We start from the raw sequence: 19,304 nt of genomic DNA, 5'->3' as shown, positions 1-19,304 counted from the left end.
CGTCGCTACTTCATGGGCGTACTCATCGCGTACTCATCGAGTGCTCATCGCAATCTCGACCTACTTCCGACTCGCGAGGTACCTGACCGCACGGGGATTTCCGTGCGCTGTGCATTCGTGCTGTGCGTTATTGCCCGGGCCGCTGCTCGACGCCTTCGATGTACTGCCGCAAGGCCCCTGCATCGAACGGCCCCGGGCCCCGGAAGGCCCGGTTGAACGCCCGGCGGCGGACCGCCAGGTCGAGACAGACCCGTGTCGGGTGCACATGAGCACCCCGGCCGGGCAGCGTACCGCGAGGATCGGGGGCACACTCACCCTCGATCGCCACGATGCGCAGCAGATCGCCCTTGGCCGCTCGCTCCCGGCATCCCACACAGGTTCGCTCAGGGCATGCGCGGGCATCCGTCCGGCCAGACACTTGTTAAGTCTACCTCCCCGCGCCGACCTCACCCCGATGGGGTAAAGGCCGGACGACTGCTCAGAATTCCCGGTCGGCCCCCACGGCACCACTCATTTTCACGAGCGGTCCGCGGGGGCGTGCCGTGCGGCTCAGTCCCGGGGGGCCTGCTGCTCGGTGTCCGGGCGGATGTCGATGCGCCAGCCGGTCAGCCGGGCGGCGAGGCGGGCGTTCTGCCCCTCCTTGCCGATGGCCAGGGACAGCTGGTAGTCGGGGACGGTGACCCGGGCGGAGCGCGCGGCGAGGTCGACGACCTCGACCTTGCTGACCCGTGCCGGGGACAGCGCGTGCGCCACCAGCTCGGCCGGGTCGTCGGACCAGTCCACGATGTCGATCTTCTCGCCGTGCAGCTCGGCCATGACCGCACGCACCCGGCCACCCATGGGGCCGATGCAGGCGCCCTTGGCGTTGAGCCCGGAGCGCATGGAGCGCACCGCGATCTTCGTACGGTGCCCGGCCTCACGCGCGATGGCGGCGATCTCGACGGAACCGTCGGCGATCTCCGGCACCTCCATGGCGAAGAGCTTCTTCACCAGGTTGGGGTGCGTGCGCGACAGCGTCACGGACGGGCCGCGGACACCCTTGGCCACCCGGACGACGTACGACCGCAGCCGGGTGCCGTGCGAGTAGTCCTCGCCGGGGACCTGCTCCTGCACGGGGAGCATGGCCTCCATGGGGCCGACGTCCACGAGGACGTTCTTGGGGTCCTTGCCCTGCTGGACGACGCCGGTGATGACGTCGCCCTCACGCCCGGCGAACTCGCCGAAGGTGATCTCCTCCTCGGCGTCCCTCAGCCGCTGCAGGATGACCTGCTTGGCGGTGGTCGCCGCGATCCGGCCGAAACCGGACGGGGTGTCGTCGAACTCGCGGGGCTCCTCGCCCGGCTCCAGGTCCGCCGCGTCTTCCTTCGCCCACACAGTCACATGACCGGTACCGCGGTCCAGCTGCACCCGTGCGTGACGGCGGCTGCCGTCGGTGCGGTGGTAGGCGATGAGGAGGGCCGACTCGATCGCCTCGACCAGCAGGTCGAACGAGATCTCCTTCTCCCGCACCAAACCCCGCAGGGCACTCATGTCGATATCCACGGCTACGCCTCCTCCTGACTCTCGTCGATCTTCTCGTCGTCCTGCGCACCGCGCTGATCGGACGACTCGCTCTTACGGTTGAACTCCAGCTCGACCCGCGACTTGCCGATCGCGTCGAAGGCGAGGCGCCGCTCGGTCGGCTTGCGGCCCTTGACGCCCGGTACCTCAAGATCGAGGCCGTCCTCGTCCACCGCCTGGATACGGGCCACCAGCTCGCCGCCCTCGCGCAGCTGCGCCTTGATCAGCCGGCCGACGGCGCGGCGGTAGTGCCGCAGCTCGGTCAGCGGCCGGTCGGCACCGGGCGAGGTGACCTCAAGGGTGTACGGGGCGCCGCCCATCACATCGGAGTCGTCCAGCGCCTGCGAGACCTCGCGGCTGAGCTCGGCGCACTCGTCGAGCTGGACGCCCGCGTCGGAATCCACCACGACCCGCAGCACCCGCCGTTTGCCCGCGGGGGTCACATCGATCTCTTCCAGATCCAGCTCTCGCGCGGCGACGAGCGGTTCAAGCAGCCCGCGCAGCCTCTCGCTCTGGGTGGTGCTCATCCGGGTGACTCCTCGGCCGCGTGTGCTGTTGTGGGTGGGTCGCGTGTCGGGTCAAAGCCTATCTGTTCCGGCGGGGTACTGACGATTCGGTGGCCGGTCGCGGATACGCTCGCCTGCGGTGATCACTACGGAAGACCCGGGATGTGGAACGTGCCGAACGTGGCGCTCACGCGCAGAACTACCCTGCTGGCCGGCGCCGCGCTCGGTGCCGCCCCCCTGCTGACCGGTTGTTCCGACGACTCCGGGCCGCCTCGTGCGCGGCAGACGGCGGCCGCCGAGCGGCTGCGTGCCGCGGCGGCGGGCGACAGTACGCGCCTGCTGGCCCGCTACGACGCGACCCTCGCCGCCCATCCCGCCCTGGGGCCCCGCCTGGGGCCGCTCCGCGCCGAAGTGGCGCGCCATGCCGAGGCGTTCGGCGCCCGCCCCGCCGGCGGCAGCGGCGCCCCCTCCCCCACCGACGGGCCGGAGAGCCCGGCCGGGCCCTCCGCACCCGGCGCCTCGGGAAAGCCGGACGCCTCGGAGGGTTCCGACGCGTCGCCGAAGGCCGAGGCACCGGGGAAGGCCGCCGCATCGAAGAAGCCCGCCGCCGGGTCCGCGGCGTCCGGCTCCGGCGTGCCCGGTGACGAGAAGGCGGCGCGCGCCGCGCTGGCCGACGCCGAGCGCCGCCTGGCCGACGCCCGCGCCCGCACGCTGCGCACCGCGCCGCCCGATCTGGCCCGCCTGCTGGCCTCGGTGGCCGCCGCCGGTGCCGCCCACGCGTATCTGCTGACCGCCGCCGGGTGACACGGCCGGTACGCCGGACCCCCGCCCCGGACCGGACGGGCGCCCCGTACGTACGGTCCCCGGGCCCCGCTCCGGTCCGCATGGGGCGGCCGCACCCTGCGGACCGCACCGTGCCCCGTCCCGGCACACCCCCCGTCCACCGAAGGAACAGGCCCGCCCCGTGACGCCCACCCCGCGCACCGCCGACGCCCGCCCCACGCAGTTGTCCGCCGTGCAGAGCGCCCTGGCCGCCGAGCACGCCGCCGTCTACGGCTACGGCGTGGTCGGCGGGCGGATCGCCGCCGACCGCCGCAAGGAGGCCCACGACGCCTACGACGCCCACCGCGCGCGCCGCGACGCGCTGCGCCGCACGGTGCGCGACCTCGGCGGCACCCCCGCGGCGGCGGCCGCCGCGTACGAGCTGCCGTTCCCCGTGCCGGACGCCGCCGCCGCGGTCCGGCTCGCCGCAGAGCTGGAGGACCGGCTCGCCGCCGTCTACGCGGGGCTGGTGCGTGCGGGGGACTCGGAGCGCCGCGCGGACGCGGCCGCCGCGCTCCGTGAGGCGGCGGTGCGTGCGGTGCGGTGGCGCGGCAGCGGCGTAGCCTTCCCTGGGCTCGCGGAACGGGCGGCGAACGGCGCCCCGTCCCCGTCCGTGAGCGTCTCGGCGAACGCGCTCTGACGACCGGCCGCGGGCCCTGACGGGCCGGGCGGCCCTTGACCCTGGAAAGGGACGGCAAGGCATGGCAACGGCACCCGTCGAACCACCGCGGCGGTTGGTGACCTTCCTCGGCAGCGACCCGGCCGCCCCCGTGCGCGCCTGGCTGGCCGCGCTGCCGTCGGCGGTCCACGAGCGGCTCGACGCGTGGGGGCTGACGCTGGAGCGGGTGGACGCGCCCGGGGGCCGCAGCAGCCTGGTCGCGCTCGTCCGGCAGCAGGACGGGACCCCGGCGACGCTCAAGTTCCCCGTCCCGGGCCGCTTGCACGCGCGGGAGGCCGCGGTACTGCGGCTGTGGGACGGCTGGGGCGCGGTCCGGCTGCTGCGGGCGGACGAGGCGAGCGGTGCGCTGCTGCTGGAACGTCTCCAGGGCTCGGTCTCACTGCGGTCGCTGCCGGAGGCGCGGGCGCTGCTGGAGGCTGCAGGAACGGTACGCCGCCTGTGGGTGGCACCCGGTGCGGACCACGGGTTCGAAACGCTGTCGGACCGCACGGAGGAGGCGGTGGAGGCGCTGCGCACGGCGGGTGCCCTGACGCCGACGGCCGCTCCCCTGGTGGAGCAGGCGGCGGAGCTGCGCCGTGCGCTGCCGTCCTCCGCCACCGAGGAGTACGTGCTGCACGGCGCGTTCCGTCAGGGCAAGGTCCTCGCCGGGGAGCGGGCGCCGTGGCTGGCGGTGGGCCCCGCCCCGGTGGTCGGCGAGCGGGCCTATGACCTCGCGGCGCTGACCACGGACCGCTTCGAGGACCTGGCGGCCGGCTCGGGCGCCGCGGCCGCGACCCGTCGCCGGGTGGCGAAACTCGCCGACTCCCTGGAGGTCGACCGCGACCGGCTGCGCGACTGGACGCGCTACCGCGCGGTGGCCGCCGGAGTCCACGAAACCGCATCGGGCGACCGCCGTCACGGCGAACTCCTCCTGGAATTCGCCACCTGGCTCTGAGCGGTCACGTTCTCGGTCGCCTGGGCCATGGCGGCAGCGGTGTGCCGGGGCTGGCATGGCGGGGTGAGGGGGCGTGGGGCGGGGCGCGCCTCATGCGCCGGGCCCACGCGCCATGCGTCGGGCCCCATGCGCTCGGCTCCATGTCTCCCGCACCGTGCCCCAAGCCCCATGCGCTCGGCTCCACGTCTCGGGTTCCTTTGCGGATGGGAGGTCAGCCGTTTCGCGCATGGGGCGCTGGCCTTCTCCGCACGGGGCGAGCGCATGGGGCGCTGGCCTTCTCCGCATGGGGCAGACGCATGGAGCACCCCGCACCATGCGGAAGGCCGCGCCACCCCGCCCACGGGAACGCGCCCACCACCACTCGCCCCGCCCCCGGCCAAGGCCACCCCAGGCACACGAAAGGGCCGGCCCGGACGTCATCGCCCCGGCCGGCCCTTTCGTCGCTGTTACGCGCCGAGCCGCGCGACCGCGTCCTCGACGGAGAGCTCCTCACGCTCTCCCGTGCGGCGGTCCTTGACCTCGACGACGCCCTCGCCCGCGCGGCGTCCCGCGACCACGATGGTCGGGACGCCGATCAGCTCGGCGTCGGTGAACTTCACGCCGGGCGAGACACCGGCACGGTCGTCGACCAGCACCCGCAGGCCCGCGGCGCCGAGCTTCTCGCCGATTTCCAGGGCGAGTTCGGTCTGCTTGGCCTTACCGGCGGCGACGACATGCACATCGGCCGGGGCGACCTCGCGGGGCCAGCACAGACCGGACCCGTCGTGGCTCTGTTCGGCGAGCGCCGCCACCGCGCGGGAGACACCGATGCCGTACGAGCCCATGGTGACGCGGGTGGGCTTGCCGTTCTGGCCGAGCACGTCCAGCTCGAAGGCGTCCGCGTACTTGCGGCCCAGCTGGAAGATGTGACCGATCTCGATGGCACGGTCGATGCGCAGGCCGGTGCCGCACTTGGGGCAGGGGTCGCCGGGCTCGACGACGACCACGTCGAGGTACTGGTCGACCTCGAAGTCGCGGCCCGCGACGACGTTCTTCGCGTGCATGCCCTGCTTGTTGGCGCCGGTGATCCAGGCGGTGCCGTGGGCGATCCGCGGGTCCGCGAGGTAGCGGAACGCGGTCCCGGCCAGGCCCTGCGGGCCGACGTAGCCGCGGACCAGGTCGGGGCGGTCCACGAAGTCCTCGGCGGTGACCAGCTCGACGGTGGCGGGCGCGAGGTGCTCGCCGAGCTTGCCGAGGTCGACCTCGCGGTCACCGGGGACGCCGACCGCGACGATCTCACCATCGACCTTCACCAGGAGGTTCTTCAGCGTCGCCGACGCCAGGACGTCCAGGTGGGCGGCGAGGGCCTCGATGGTCGGGGTGTCGGGGGTGTCCAGCTCCTCGACGGGCCCGTGGTCCGCGTCCTCGACCGGGGCGACCTTGACCGTGACGGCCTCGGTGTTCGCGGCGTAGTCGCAGGCGGGGCAGTCCACGAAGGTGTCCTCACCGGCCGCGGCGGGGGCCAGGAACTCCTCGGAGGCGGAGCCGCCCATGGCGCCGGAGACGGCAGAGACGATGCGGTAGTCCAGGCCCAGCCGCTCGAAGATCTTGGTGTACGCCTCGCGGTGCAGGGCGTAGGAGGTGGCCAGGCCCTCGTCGGTGGTGTCGAAGCTGTACGAGTCCTTCATCTGGAACTCGCGGCCCCGGAGCACGCCGGAGCGGGGGCGGGCCTCGTCGCGGTACTTGGTCTGGATCTGGTAGAGGATCACCGGCAGGTCCTTGTAGGACGTGCACTGGTCCTTGACCGTGAGGGTGAAGATCTCCTCGTGCGTGGGGCCGAGGAGGTAGTCGGAGCCCTTGCGGTCCTTGAGGCGGAAGAGGAGGTCGCCGTACTCCTCCCAACGCCCGCTCACTTCGTACGGCTCCTTGGGGAGCAGGGCGGGCAGCAGGACTTCCTGGCCGCCGATGGCATCCATCTCCTCGCGGACGATGCGGGAGACGTTCTCCAGCACCTTCTTGCCCAGCGGGAGCCAGGTCCAGACGCCCGCGGACGTACGGCGGACGTACCCGGCGCGTACCAGCAGCTTGTGGCTGGCGGTCTCGGCGTCGGCCGGGTCGTCGCGCAGCGTCTTGATCATCAATCGGGACATGCGCTGGACCTGAGCGGCGTGGGCCATGGGAATTTCTCCTGCGTAAGAAAGGTGACTCCCTGGAGATTAGCCGCCGGGGCATGGCGCACGGAAATGGGTTGCCCGCCGCGCCCCATGCACGGCGCACCGCGCGGACGAGCCGCGCCCCGTGCATGGGGCGCCCGCATGGGGCGTCACGCGTGGGCCCGGGCCCCTGGTGCGTACGCCATGGGGCGGCCACCTGGGGCACGGGGCATGGGGCATGGGGCACCCGCATGGGGCGCGGCGCATGGGGCGCGGCGCCCCAGGTCCAGAGTCCCAGATGCGGGCCCTCCGCCCCATGCCCCGCGCTCCGTACCCGCCCCACGCCGTACGAGCGCGATGTCAGCGGTGAGGCAGCGGCAGCAGGGCGCCCATGACGGCGTAAGGCGTGGGGGCGCTGGGGAACAGGACGCGGCGGGCGAGGTCCTCGTAGCCGAGGGAGTGGTAGAGCGCGCGGGCGGGGCTCTCGGTGTCGAGGGCCGAGAGGATGCTGCGGGGCCGCGTGGTGGTGTCGGTCAGCTCCGTGATCAGCCGGCGGCCGATGCCGCGGTGCTGGTACGCGGGGTGGACGTGGAGTTCGGTGATGACGAAGGAGTCGTCGAGCCAGTGGTCGAGCTGTTGGGCGCGTAGGTAGGGCTCGACGACGCCGGACCACCAATGGGCGCGGTCGTTGGGCATGCCGTAGACGAAGCCGATGAGGCGGCCGGCGGGGGTGGTGGCGCCCAGCGCGCGGGCCCCAGGGCACTGCAGATGCCGCAGCACAATGGGGCGGCGGATGGCCATCTCGCCCTCGGTGAGGCCAAAGGCGAGGGCCTGCACCGCCAGCGCATCGTCCACGCGGGCGGCGAGATCGAGGGGGCCGACCGCGATGTCATCCATGGTCGGGAGCGTACAAGGCGTACGGCCCCCAGAGCACGGTCACAGCCGTACGGTCACGACGGTGCGGGCGGAGCGGGACGACCACGGGCATGGGGCGCAACGGTGCGGAGCCGGACGGCCGCGGCACGGCGGGCACCATGGCGCGACGGAGCGGGACGACCACGGGCATGGTGGGCGCAACGGTGCGGCCGAGCCGGGCGGCCGCGGCGCGGCACGGAGCGCACGACGGGGCGGCCGCGGCGGGGCGCCCACCACGCGGCACGCAGGGGGCAACGGCACGTCCCGGCCGCTACCACAGCACAGGTCAGAACAGCACGCTCATGAACGCCCCGACCTCCTCGAACCCCACCCGCCGGTACGCCGCCCGCGCGGCCGCGTTGAAGTCGTTGACGTAGAGGCTGACGACGGGGGCGACGTCGGCGAGGGCGTAGCGGAGGACAGCTGCCATGCCGGTCTCGGAGAGGCCCCGGCCGCGGTGGTCGGGGTCGACCCAGACGCCCTGGATCTGGCAGGCACGGGGCGTGGCGGCGCCGATCTCGGCCTTGAAGAGCACCTTGCCGTTCTCGACCCGGGCGAAGGAGCGGCCGGCGCCGACGAGTTCGGCGACGCGTGCCTGGTAGAGGAGTCCGCCGTCGCCGGCCATCGGGGAGATGCCGACCTCCTCGGTGAACATGGCCACGCAGGCGGGCATGATCAGTTCCATCTCGTTCTTGCGGATGCGCCGGACGTAGGGATCGGGCGCGATCTCCGCGGACGGGGCGCTGGTGACCATGAGGGGCTGGTGGGCGCGGACCTCGCGGGCGGGGCCCCATGCGGGCTCCAGGAGGGACCACAGGGCGGCGGTGGCCTCGGCCGGGCCGACGAGGGAGGAGCATCGGCGGCCCTGACGGCGGGCGCGTTCGGCGAAGCCACGGATGGCCTCGGGGGTGGCGCAGATGGGGACGAGGTTGGCCCCGGCGTAGCAGAGGGATTCCAGGCGGCCGCCGGTGTACCAGCCCCACATCTCGCCGCCGAGCCGCCACGGATCGAGTCCCGCCACCTGGACCCGGGCGGCGACGAAAGCGTTGGCGACCGGGTCGCGGTCCAGGACCTCCAGGGCGGCGTCGAGCTCCCCTGGCTCCAGGACCTTGAGGGTGGTGGTCGTCAGCACGTGTCGGAAAGCCTCACCGGTGCGGGCCTGGGAGGCCAGGCAGGAGCAGGTTCTCGCACTGTACCTCCCGCCGTCGGACACCACCTATGGCGCTACGTGTGAGCCCCGCCGCCCCTGGGTAGGGGGCGTCGGGGCTCGGCCACGGCGGGCGCCATGCGGCGGGTGACGGGGCGCTCAGCCCGCGGCGGTGACGACGGGTTCGCCGGAGGTGACGCCGTCCTTCTCCATCTGCTCGGCGATCTTCATGGCCTCTTCGATGAGCGTCTCGACGATCTTCGACTCGGGGACGGTCTTGATGACCTGGCCCTTGACGAAGATCTGGCCCTTGCCATTGCCGGAGGCGACGCCGAGGTCGGCCTCACGGGCCTCGCCGGGACCGTTGACGACGCAGCCCATGACGGCGACGCGCAGCGGCACCTCCATGCCCTCCAGACCGGCGGTGACCTGGTCGGCGAGCTTGTACACGTCGACCTGGGCGCGGCCACAGGACGGGCAGGAGACGATCTCCAGGCGGCGGGGCTTGAGGTTGAGGGACTCCAGGATCTGGAGGCCGACCTTGACCTCCTCGGCGGGCGGCGCGGAGAGCGAGACGCGGATGGTGTCGCCGATGCCCTCGGAGAGCAGCGCGCCGAACGCGACCGCGGACTTGATGGTGCCCTGGAAGGCGGGGCCCGCCTCGGTGACGCCGAGGTGGAGCGGGTAGTCGGACTGCGCGGCGAGCTGGCGGTAGGCGTTGACCATCACGACCGGGTCGTTGTGCTTGACCGAGATCTTGATGTCGCGGAAGCCGTGCTCCTCGAAGAGGGACGCCTCCCACAGGGCGGACTCGACGAGCGCCTCGGGGGTGGCCTTGCCGTACTTGGCGAGCAGGCGGGCGTCGAGCGAACCGGCGTTGACGCCGATGCGGATGGGGGTGCCCGCGTCACCGGCCGCCTTGGCGATCTCCTTGACCTGGTCGTCGAACTTCTTGATGTTGCCGGGGTTGACGCGGACCGCGGCGCAGCCCGCGTCGATCGCGGCGAAGACGTACTTGGGCTGGAAGTGGATGTCCGCGATCACCGGGATCTGGGACTTCTTCGCGATGACCGGCAGCGCGTCGGCGTCGTCCTGGGTCGGGCAGGCGACGCGGACGATCTGGCAACCGGAGGCGGTCAGCTCGGCGATCTGCTGGAGCGTGGCGCCGATGTCGGAGGTGCGGGTGGTCGTCATCGACTGCACCGACACCGGTGCGTCTCCGCCCACCGGTACCGACCCGACGTGAATCTTGCGGCTGACCCTGCGGTCGGCAAGCTTGGTCGGTACGTCCGGCATTCCCAGCGAAATGGCAGTCATCTGGCGAGCAACCCCAAGGTGTGGATCTAGGTCCCGAAGTCGGCGGGCTCCGGCGTCCGAGATTACGGCACCGGGGTTCCCCGAAGCACATCCTGGCCGCGCGGCGGCGTCGTACGGCGACGGCCGGACACCCGCGGCGCGCCGCGGGACGTCCGGCCGTCCACGTGTGTGACCTGCTGCTTCCCGAGCTATCCGGTGAGCGTGACCGGGTTGACGACGTCGGCGACTAGGACGAGCAGGGTGAAGCAGATGAACACGCCCGCGACGACGTACGCGACCGGCATCAGCTTGGCGACGTCGAACGGGCCCGGGTCCGGTCGGCGGACGACCTTCGCGAAGACGCGGCGGACCGACTCCCACAGGGCGCCGGCGACGTGCCCGCCGTCCAGCGGGAGCAGCGGCAGCATGTTGAACAGGAAGAGGGAGAGGTTGAAGCCCGCCACCAGGAAGAGCATCGTTGCGACGCGCTGCTCCGGGGGGATGTGGAGGGAGAAGACCTCTCCGCCGACGCGTGCGGCGCCGACCACGCCCATCGGGGAGTCCGCCTTGCGTTCCGCACCGTTGAAGGCGGCGTTCCACAGGTCGGGGACCTTGCCGGGGAGGTGGATCAGGGAGGTGACGCCCTGCTGGACCATGTTGCCCATGCGGTCGACGGACTGGCCGAAGGACTGCTGGACGACGCCGCTGGCCGGGGTGAAGCCCAGGAATCCGGCGGTGACGTACTGGCCGTCGACGTAGCCGCCGTGGCCGTCGGTCTTGGCGACCTTGTTCTCGATGAGGTCGGCGTGCAGGGTGCGGCGGGCGCCGTCGTGTTCGACGACGAGCGTGGCGGGCCCGGTGGTGTCGCGGATCTGGCCCTGAAGGGTGTCCCAGTCGGGGATGGTCCGGCCGTTGAAGCTGACGATCTTGTCACCGGCGCGCAGGCCCGCGGCCTTGGCCGGGGAGTCCTTGGCACCGGCGGGGCACTTGTCGGTCTTGGCGGACGCCGCGATGACGCAGTCGGAGACCGAGCCGACCTGGGTGGTCTGGGTGTTGATGCCGAAGCCCATCAGCACACTCATGAAGATCGCGACCGCGAGGATCAGGTTCATGAACGGCCCGGCGAACATCACGATGACGCGCTTCCACGGCTTGCGCGTGTAGAAGAGCCGCTTCTCGTCGCCCTCCTGGAGCTCCTCGAAGGCGGCCGAACGGGCGTCCTCGATCATGCCGCGCCACGGTGAGGTGGAACGGGCCTGGAGCTTCCCGTCGTCGCCGGGCGGGAACATCCCGATCATGCGGATGTAGCCGCCGAGCGGGACGGCTTTGATGCCGTACTCGGTGTCGCCCTTCTTACGGGAGAAGAGCGTCGGCCCGAAGCCCACCATGTACTGCGGCACGCGGATGCCGAACATCTTGGCCGTCGAGAGATGGCCGAGCTCGTGCCAGGCGATGGAGAACAGCAGGCCGACGACAAAGACGACTATGCCGAGGAGGGTCATCCAGGTCGTCATGCGCGAGCCTCCGAAGGTGTACGTGCCGCACGGGCGGCCAGTTCGCGGGCGCGGGCGCGCGCCCAGGTCTCCGCCTCCCGTACGTCCGCGACGGTGAGGGAAGTTCCCCGGCCGGGCACGGAGTGTGCGGCGACCACTTCGGCGACCGTATCCACAATCCCTGTGAAAGGCAGCCCGCCGTGGAGGAAGGCGTCGACGCATTCCTCGTTCGCGGCGTTGAAGACGGCGGGCGCGGTGCCGCCGAGGTCGCCGACGTGGCAGGCGAGCGGGACGGAGGGGAACGCCTTCTCGTCGAGGGGGAAGAACTCCCAGGTCCGGGCCGTCGTCCAGTCGACGCCGGGCGCGGCGTCGGGGACGCGGGCGGGCCAGCTCATGCCGAGCGCGATGGGCATCCGCATGTCGGGCGGGCTGGCCTGGGCGAGGGTGGAGCCATCGGTGAATTCCACCATCGAGTGGATGTAGGACTGCGGATGGACGACGACCTCGATCTGTGCGAAGGGGATGTCGAACAGCAGGTGCGCCTCGATGACTTCGAGACCCTTGTTGACGAGGGTCGCGGAGTTGATGGTGACGACGGGCCCCATGGACCAGGTGGGGTGGGCCAGCGCCTGCTCGGGGGCGACACCGGCCAGCTCCGCACGGCTGCGGCCGCGGAACGGGCCGCCGGACGCGGTGACGACGAGCTTGCGGACCTCCTGGGGGGCGCCGCCGGTCAGCGCCTGGAACAGCGCGGAGTGCTCGGAGTCGACGGGGATGATCTGCCCCGGGGCGGCGACGGCCTTGACCAGTGGGCCGCCGGCGATCAGTGATTCCTTGTTGGCAAGGGCGAGCACCCGTCCGGCCTTGAGGGCGGCGAGTGTCGGCGCGAGGCCGATGGAACCGGTGATGCCGTTGAGGACGGTGTGGCAGGGGGAGGCGGCGAGCTCGGTGGCCGCGTCGGGTCCGGCGAGGATCTCCGGCAGCGGTTCGCCCGCGCCGTACCGTGCGCGCAGCGCCTCGCGCAGCGCCGGGGCGGCCTCCTCGCGGGCCACGGCGACGGTGCCTACCCGCAGCTGGTGCGCCTGCTCGGCGAGCAGCTCCACCCGGCCGCCGGCTGCGGAGAGCGCAGTCACCCGGAAACGGTCGGGGTTGCGCTGCACGATGTCGATCGCCTGGGTGCCGATGGAACCGGTCGATCCGAGGATCACGATGTCGCGGGGGCCGTGCTGCGCGTCCGGATCCGCGGAAACCGGGGCGAAACGCAGGTGCGGGTGGGCGAGGGAGTCCGTCATGGGGTCCATTGTGGCCGGTCGCGGAGGCGGCGGGGGCATCGCGGCCGGGTTGGGGCGCATCGGCGGGGTGGGGCGTGGCTGCGTGGGGCGGGGTGCCATGCGCGGGGTACGGAGCGGCGGCGCGTGGGGCGGGGGCATGAGGCGCGGGCCCCATGCGGGGGGGGTGCGTTGTACGGGGCGTGGGGCGGCATGGGGCTGAGGCGCGGGGCTCCGGCCGCGTGGGGGCTCGAGGCATGGGGCGCCGTGCCCCATGCACGGGGCACGGGGCACGGGGCACGGGGCACAGCGCATGGGGCGGGCGCCTCCCACGGGGAGCGGGCAGCTCCCCGCCGCTCCCCCACGGCACGTCGCCCGGGCCTACGGTGCCTCGGAGCCGGGGCGACGGATGGGGCGGTGGACGTTGTCGTGGACGCTGGGGCCGGGGGTGGCGTCGGCGATCCAGGGAGCCTCGCCGCTGGCGTCGACGACGCCCTCCTCCAGCCAGCGGTACGCGCCGTCGAGGACGCCGGAGACGACCTTGCGGTCGAGGCTGTCGGTATTGGTCCACAGCCGGGCGAAGAGCTCGTCGGCGCGGATGCGGGACTGCCGGCAGAACGCGTCGGCCAACTGGTACGCCGCCCGCCCGTGGTCACCGGTCAGCCGCAGATGCTCGGCCCGTACGCAAGCGGCGCTCATCGCGAACAGCTCGGCGCCGATGTCGACGACCCGCCCGAGGAAGCCCTGCTTGGTCTCCATCCGCCCCTGCCAGCGCGACATCGCGTAGAAGGTGGCGCGGGCCAGCTTGCGGCAGGACCGTTCGACGTACCGCAGATGCCCCGCCAGCGGACCGAACTCCTGGTAAGCATGCGGCAGTTGACCGGAACCGGCGACGAGCCGGGGCAGCCAGCGGGCGTAGAAGCGACCGGCGTCAGCGGCGGCCCTGCCCTTGTCGCCGAGGCTCTTCTCCGGGTCGATGAGGTCGCCCGCGACGGACAGATGGGCATCGACCGCCTCGCGGGCGATCAGCAGATGCATGATCTCCGTCGATCCCTCGAAGATGCGGTTGATACGCATGTCGCGCAGCAACTGCTCGGCGGGCACCGCGCGTTCGCCCCGCGCGGCGAGCGAGTCGGCGGTCTCGAAGCCGCGGCCGCCGCGGATCTGGACCAGTTCGTCGGCGATCCGCCACCCCATCTCGGACCCGTAGAGCTTGGCGAGGGCGGCCTCGATCCGGATGTCGTTGCGGTTCTCGTCGGCCATCTGGGAGGAGAGGTCGACGACCGCCTCCAGGGCGAAGGTGGTCGCGGCGATGAAGGAGATCTTGGCGCCGACGGCCTCATGCGCGGCGATCGGCCTGCCCCACTGTTCACGGACGGCCGACCACTCCCGGGCGATCTTCAGGGCCCACTTGCCGGAGCCCACACACATCGCGGGCAGCGACAGCCGTCCCGTGTTGAGGGTGGTCAGCGCGATCTTCAGACCGGCGCCCTCGGGGCCGATACGGTGCGCGACGGACACCCGCACCTGGTGGAAGCGGGTGACGCCGTTCTCCAGCCCGCGCAGGCCCATGAACGCATTGCGGTGCTCGACGGTGATGCCGGGCGTCGCGGTCTCGACGACGAAGGCGGTGATGCCGCCCCGGTGGCCCGCCACGGCGGGGACCCGCGCCATCACCACCAGCAGGTCGGCGATGACGCCGTTGGTGGTCCACAGCTTCACGCCGTCGAGGACGTATCCGTCGCCGTCGGGGACGGCAGTGGTCGCCAGCCGCGCCGGGTCCGATCCGACGTCCGGCTCGGTGAGCAGGAACGCCGAGATGTCGGTACGGGCACAACGGGGCAGGAAGGCATCCTTCTGTTCCTGGCTGCCGAAGAGCTTCACGGGCTGCGGGACGCCGATGGACTGGTGCGCGGAGAGCAGCGCGCCGACGGCGGGGCTGGCGGAACCGACGAGGGCGAGCGCCTTGTTGTAGTAGACCTGCGTGAGGCCGAGTCCGCCGTACTTCGTATCGATCTTCATGCCGAGCGCGCCGAGCTCCTTGAGACCGTTGACGGTCTCGTCGGGGATTCGCCCCTCGCGTTCGATCCGGGCGCCGTCGATCCGCGTTTCGCAGAACGTGCGCAGCACGGCCAGGAACGCCTCGCCCCGCCGTACGTCCTCCGTCGCCGGGCTGGGGTGCGGGTGGATCAGGTCGAGCCGGAAGCGTCCCAGGAACAGTTCCTTGGCGAAGCTGGGCTTGCGCCAGTCCTGTTCCCGGGCCGCCTCGGCGACCTGCCGTGCCTCGCGCTCGGAGACGTTGCGGGTGGTCGGAGCGGACATGTCGGGCTCACCTCGCCGCGTTCGGATGGACCGTGCCGACGGACCGGGGCCAACGGGACGGCACCCATGGGCACTCATGGGCTACATGTGAGAATTACCCGATATACAGCATTTGCACCAGTGCTGTGGCGCCGTCGGACACCCCGAAAAGGGCCGTCGGCCGGGGGCTGCTGGCCTCGAACCCGTAGGGGGGTGTTGCGCCGGTGAGGGGTACGCGGCTGTGGGGGCGGGGCAGGGGCTCGCCGCATGGGGCCGTCGCATGGGGCCGGGCGGGAGCTGTTGCATGGGGCCGAGGCGCGGGCCGCCGCATGGGGCGAGGCCGCGGCTCCTGCCCCATGCGCGCGGGGGAGGCGGCTGCTCCATGCACAGGGGCGCGGCTGCCCCATGCATGGGACGGGTAGCCGCCCCCTGCCTGAGGGCCGCTGCCCCATACGCAGGGCAGGGGGCGCGGGACACGGGCCGAGCCCCCTCAGACACGAAGAAACGGCCCGCGCGGGGCCGTACGGTCAAGATCTGGAGAGCCCCGGGGCCGGGCCCCAAGGGGGGCGCGGCGCGCTCCGGAACAGGATGCCGGAGCGCGCCGCGGCCGGGGCCGGTCCACGGGAGGAACGGACCGGCACCTGGCCTGGACTCATGTGACGGTCTCGGGGCGACCGCGCTGTCCACCGGTCCAGACCGGGTCGGGCGAACGGGGCGTGCCGCGGCCGGTGGGCCGGGCACCGTCCCTCAGAGGTCGATGCCGGTCAGCACCAGGACCCGCTCGTAGGTGTAGTCGTCCATGGCGTAGCGGACGCCCTCACGGCCGACGCCGGAGAGCTTGGCGCCGCCGTACGGCATCTGGTCGGCGCGGTACGACGGCACATCGCCGATGATCACGCCACCGACCTCCAGCGCACGGTGCGCACGGAACGCCGCCTGTACGTCGTGGGTGAACACCCCGGCCTGGAGCCCGTACTTGGAGTCGTTGACCGCGGCGAACGCGGCGGCCTCTCCGTCAACCTTCGCGACCGAGAGCACCGGGCCGAAGACCTCCTCGCAGGCGAGGGTGGTGTCGGCGGGCAGCTCGGCGAGCACGGTCGGCGCGTACGAGGCGCCCTCCCGCTTGCCACCGGTGAGCAGCTTGGCGCCGGATGCGACGGCCTCGTCCACCCACGCCTCGACGCGCTCGGCCGCGGCCTCGCTGACCAGCGGGCCAACCTCGGTCGCGGCGTCGGACGGGTCGCCGGTAACCTGCGCCTCGACCGCCGCAACGATCTTGGGCACCAGGCGGTCGTAGAGCTGCGCGTCGGCGATCACCCGCTGCACCGAGATGCAGGACTGGCCGCCCTGGTAGTTGGAGAAGGTGGCGATCCGCTGGGCCGCCCAGTCCAGGTCCGCCTCGGAGGCGTAGTCGCCGAGGATGACGGCCGCGCCGTTGCCACCGAGCTCCAGGGTGCAGTGCTTACGGGGCACCGAGTCGAGGATGTCGTAGCCGACCTTTTCGGAACCGGTGAACGAGATGACCGGCAGCCGCTCGTCCTGGACCAGCGCCGCCATGCGGTCGTTGGGGACCGGCAGGATCGACCAGGAACCGGCCGGGAGGTCGGTCTCGGCGAGGAGTTCACCGAGGATCAGACCGGACAGCGGCGTGGCGGGGGCGGGCTTGAGGAAGATCGGCACGCCTGCCGCGATGGCGGGGGCGACCTTGTGGGCGCAGAGGTTGAGCGGGAAGTTGAACGGGGCGATGCCCAGCACCGTGCCGCGCGGGAAGCGGCGGGTCAGCGCGAGGCGGCCGGCGCCGCCACCGTCCGTGTCGAGCCGCTGCGCCTCGCCGCCGTTGAACCGGCGGGCCTCCTCGGCCGCGAAGCGGAAGACGGACACGGCGCGGCCGACCTCACCGCGCGCCCACTTGATGGGCTTGCCGTTCTCCGCGGAGATCAGCTGCGCGATCTCCTCCGTACGCTCGACCAGCCGGTGCTCGACGTGGCTGAGGGCAGCGGCGCGGACGTGGGCGGGGGTGGCGGCGAACTCGTCCTGGACGGCGAGGGCGGCGGCGATGGCCTCCTCGACCTGCTCCTCGGTCGGGACGCTCACCGTGCCGACGAGACGTCCGTCCCAGGGGGAGGTGACGTCGAAGGTGGTGTCACCGGCGGCCTCGCGGCCGGCGACCCAAAAGGCGGTGGGGGCTGCAGCATTGTTCGGCACAGTGGATCCCGGCCCTTCCGAAGTGGTGGGTGGTACGCACGGACCGGCGAGCAGATCCGCGCTGTCGACTCTGCCCCCACCGTAGGGGTGCGACGCCGCCGTGGCGTTTGTCCGAAGCGGCGCAATCCATCCGTGTGTCTCTCCGCGGTGGACGAGGCAGGGGCGCCATGGGGGCGGCGCGAGGCGGAAAGGGCTGGCACGAGTGGCGCCCCCATGCCCCATGCCCCATGCCCCATGCCCCATGCCCCATGCCCCATGCCCCATGCCCCATGCCCCATGCCCCATGCCCCATGCCCCATGCCCCATGCCCCATGCCCCATGCCCCATGCCCCAGCGGAGCGTAAGGCCGGGGCATGTGTGTTCATTCCCCCGGTGTACCCGGTGTGCCGTGTGTGTCCGCGGTGCCCGAGGTCGCCTTGAGGGCGAGCCACAGTTCCATCCGGACGTCCGCGTCATCCAGGGAGCGGCCGAGGATCTCCTCGACGCGCCGCATCCGGTACCGGAGGGTGTGGCGGTGCACCCCGAGGTCGGCGGCGGCGGCGTCCCACTGCCCGTGCCGCGAGAGCCAGGCGCGGAGCGAAGCCACCAGATCGCCCCGGCCGGTCGCGTCGTGCTGCCGCAGGGCGCGCAGCAGCCCGTCGGCGAAGGCCCGGACGGCGTCGTCGGCGAGCAGGGGAAGGACGGATCCGGCGGCGACGTCCTCGTGCTCGATCAGCGCGCGGCTCCGCCGACGGGCAACGGAGAGCGCCTGTTCGGCCTGGCAGTGCGCGGTCGGCGCGGCGGCGGGACCGGTCGGGGCGGAGAGCCCGGCCGCCAGCCCCTCACCGCCGTACGGGGCCTCGCCACGGGGCGCGCCGCCACGCGGCGCGGACGGCGCGTCCGGACGGTCCTCGGCGTCCGCGGCGAAGCGGGCGCACGCGTCGGCCGCGGCCCCGTCGTCGGCGACCAGAGCCGTCAGCCGCCCCGTCTCAGGAACGACGAGCACCGCCTCCCCCGTGCGGGCGGCGGCGGACTCCAGGGCGTCCGCGAGGCCGTCGAGCACACCGGGCCCCGTGCGGGCGGCGCCGTCGTCACCGGCCACCGGTTCGGCGACCAGCACCCGGAACGGGGCCTCCAGCAAGCCTCCGTAGAGCCGTCCCGCCACGGACCGCGCATGGTCCGGCTCGCCGACCAGCAGCATCTTCAGCACGGCGGAGGCGAGCCGGGCCTCGGCGTCCTGGAGGGCACGGGAGCGCTCCGTGGCGAGCGTCAGGAGGGCCACGGCGGAGTGGACGGCGTAGCGTTGCGCCGTGCCCAGGGCCGCCCCTGTGCCGACAGCAAGGACGCCCCGTGCCCGCCGCCCCGTGCCCAGTGACTGGAGTTCGACGCGGTCGTCGCCCTCCGCCACGCTGATCACCGCGCTGGCGGGCGCGGGGCGCTCCCGCAGCCGGGCGACGTCGGCGGTGAGCCGGGCGGCGCGGCGGGCCGCCCATTCGGGCGCGGCGGCCAGCACGGCGCCGGACGCGTCGTACAGCGCGGCCCAGCCGTCCAGGTGAGCGGCGAGTCGGGCCAGCAGTTCGGCCGGGCCCTCGGCGCTCAGCGCGGCGCGGGTCAGTTCCCGCTGCGCCTCGAACCCGGCGGTCACGGCGCGGTACTGGTCAGCGGCGACGGCGGCGGACACTGCCTTGCTGATGGCGATGAACGGGGTCCGGCGGGGCACGCCGAACAGCGGCAGCCCCTCGGCGCGTGCCGCGGCGACGAGCGCCTCGGGCACCTCGTCGTAGTTGACCCCGATCGCGAAGCCGAGACCGATGACTCCCGCGCGGGCCACCCGGCGTACGTAGGCGCGCGCGGTCTCCTCGTCCTCGGCGTCCAGTTTCAGCGCGGTGATCAGCAGCAGCTCACCGCCCTCCATATAGGGCACCGGGTCGATCAGCTCGCTGGCGTGGGCCCAGCGCACGGGGACGTCGAGCCGCTCCTCGCCCGCGAGCACGGTCAGCTTGAGCGCGGTGTGGTTGACGAGGGAGGCGAGGGTGTGCGGCATGGAACCTTCGACGGCGACGGGGG

General features: G+C 72.8%; 15 protein-coding genes. 3 read left to right on the top strand and 12 right to left on the bottom strand.

The features are described 5' to 3' along the window. Positions 1 to 127: 127 nt before the first annotated feature. The 3 genes from OG422_RS23255 to rimP form a co-directional block, all read right to left on the bottom strand. Entirely contained in the window at positions 128 to 418 is a 291-nt protein-coding gene (locus tag OG422_RS23255; protein WP_143944724.1) for a YlxR family protein, read from the bottom strand. A gap of 131 nt (positions 419 to 549) precedes the next feature. Further along, positions 550 to 1,542 carry a transcription termination factor NusA gene (gene nusA, locus OG422_RS23250; protein ID WP_143944723.1) on the bottom strand — a complete coding sequence of 331 codons (993 nt, stop codon included), beginning with the start codon at positions 1,540 to 1,542 and terminating at the stop codon, positions 550 to 552. 2 nt (positions 1,543 to 1,544) lie between these two features. Next, positions 1,545 to 2,087 carry a ribosome maturation factor RimP gene (gene rimP, locus OG422_RS23245; RefSeq protein ID WP_143944722.1) on the bottom strand — a complete coding sequence of 181 codons (543 nt, stop codon included), beginning with the start codon at positions 2,085 to 2,087 and terminating at the stop codon, positions 1,545 to 1,547. Positions 2,088 to 2,246: 159 nt separating this feature from the next. Between rimP and OG422_RS23240 the strand changes: the two genes are divergently transcribed. From OG422_RS23240 to OG422_RS23230, 3 genes are all read left to right on the top strand, one after another. Then, entirely contained in the window at positions 2,247 to 2,870 is a 624-nt protein-coding gene (locus OG422_RS23240) for a hypothetical protein (RefSeq protein ID WP_405745111.1), read from the top strand. A 160-nt stretch (positions 2,871 to 3,030) separates the two neighbouring features. Next, positions 3,031 to 3,528, top strand: coding sequence for a ferritin-like domain-containing protein (locus tag OG422_RS23235; RefSeq protein ID WP_405745108.1), 498 nt, complete (start codon positions 3,031 to 3,033; stop codon positions 3,526 to 3,528). 61 nt (positions 3,529 to 3,589) lie between these two features. Further along, the gene (locus OG422_RS23230) at positions 3,590 to 4,501 is read left to right on the top strand and encodes an aminoglycoside phosphotransferase family protein (protein ID WP_405745105.1); all 912 of its coding nucleotides are present in this window, start codon (positions 3,590 to 3,592) and stop codon (positions 4,499 to 4,501) included. Positions 4,502 to 4,947: 446 nt separating this feature from the next. On the opposite strand, the gene OG422_RS23225 is transcribed toward OG422_RS23230, so the two are convergent. The 9 genes from OG422_RS23225 to OG422_RS23185 all read right to left on the bottom strand — a co-directional run bounded on the left by OG422_RS23225 (position 4,948) and on the right by OG422_RS23185 (position 19,281). Then, positions 4,948 to 6,657: a proline--tRNA ligase gene (locus tag OG422_RS23225; protein ID WP_405745102.1), complete on the bottom strand. Its 1,710-nt coding sequence runs from the start codon at positions 6,655 to 6,657 to the stop codon at positions 4,948 to 4,950. A 336-nt stretch (positions 6,658 to 6,993) separates the two neighbouring features. Further along, positions 6,994 to 7,530 carry a GNAT family N-acetyltransferase gene (locus OG422_RS23220; protein WP_405745099.1) on the bottom strand — a complete coding sequence of 179 codons (537 nt, stop codon included), beginning with the start codon at positions 7,528 to 7,530 and terminating at the stop codon, positions 6,994 to 6,996. 304 nt (positions 7,531 to 7,834) lie between these two features. Next, entirely contained in the window at positions 7,835 to 8,680 is an 846-nt protein-coding gene (locus tag OG422_RS23215; RefSeq protein WP_405745096.1) for a GNAT family N-acetyltransferase, read from the bottom strand. Positions 8,681 to 8,854: 174 nt separating this feature from the next. Beyond that, the gene (gene ispG, locus OG422_RS23210) at positions 8,855 to 10,012 is read right to left on the bottom strand and encodes a flavodoxin-dependent (E)-4-hydroxy-3-methylbut-2-enyl-diphosphate synthase (protein WP_143943317.1); all 1,158 of its coding nucleotides are present in this window, start codon (positions 10,010 to 10,012) and stop codon (positions 8,855 to 8,857) included. 188 nt (positions 10,013 to 10,200) lie between these two features. Beyond that, on the bottom strand, positions 10,201 to 11,505 hold the full coding sequence (locus OG422_RS23205; protein WP_405745093.1) for a M50 family metallopeptidase: 1,305 nt from the start codon (positions 11,503 to 11,505) through the stop codon (positions 10,201 to 10,203). Beyond that, complete coding sequence (gene dxr / locus OG422_RS23200; protein WP_405745090.1) at positions 11,502 to 12,776, bottom strand: 1-deoxy-D-xylulose-5-phosphate reductoisomerase; 1,275 nt, start codon at positions 12,774 to 12,776, stop codon at positions 11,502 to 11,504. The genes OG422_RS23205 and dxr overlap by 4 nt, the downstream gene beginning before the upstream one ends. Positions 12,777 to 13,133: 357 nt before the next feature. After that, positions 13,134 to 15,074 (bottom strand): acyl-CoA dehydrogenase family protein, encoded by a 1,941-nt coding sequence (locus OG422_RS23195; protein ID WP_405745087.1) that lies wholly within the window; start codon positions 15,072 to 15,074, stop codon positions 13,134 to 13,136. Positions 15,075 to 15,800: 726 nt separating this feature from the next. Continuing rightward, positions 15,801 to 17,258 carry an aldehyde dehydrogenase family protein gene (locus OG422_RS23190; protein ID WP_405745085.1) on the bottom strand — a complete coding sequence of 486 codons (1,458 nt, stop codon included), beginning with the start codon at positions 17,256 to 17,258 and terminating at the stop codon, positions 15,801 to 15,803. Between the two features lie 361 nt (positions 17,259 to 17,619). Further along, a complete protein-coding gene (locus OG422_RS23185; RefSeq protein WP_405745082.1) occupies positions 17,620 to 19,281 on the bottom strand; it encodes a PucR family transcriptional regulator in 1,662 nt (553 codons plus the stop codon). Positions 19,282 to 19,304 lie beyond the last annotated feature (23 nt).

It is taken from the genome of Streptomyces sp. NBC_01525 (assembly GCF_045040405.1).
Taxonomy (GTDB): Bacteria; Actinomycetota; Actinomycetes; order Streptomycetales; family Streptomycetaceae; genus Streptomyces; species Streptomyces benahoarensis.
The sequence above is the reverse complement of the archived record's forward strand: the minus strand, read 5'-3'. Positions and strand labels throughout refer to the sequence as shown.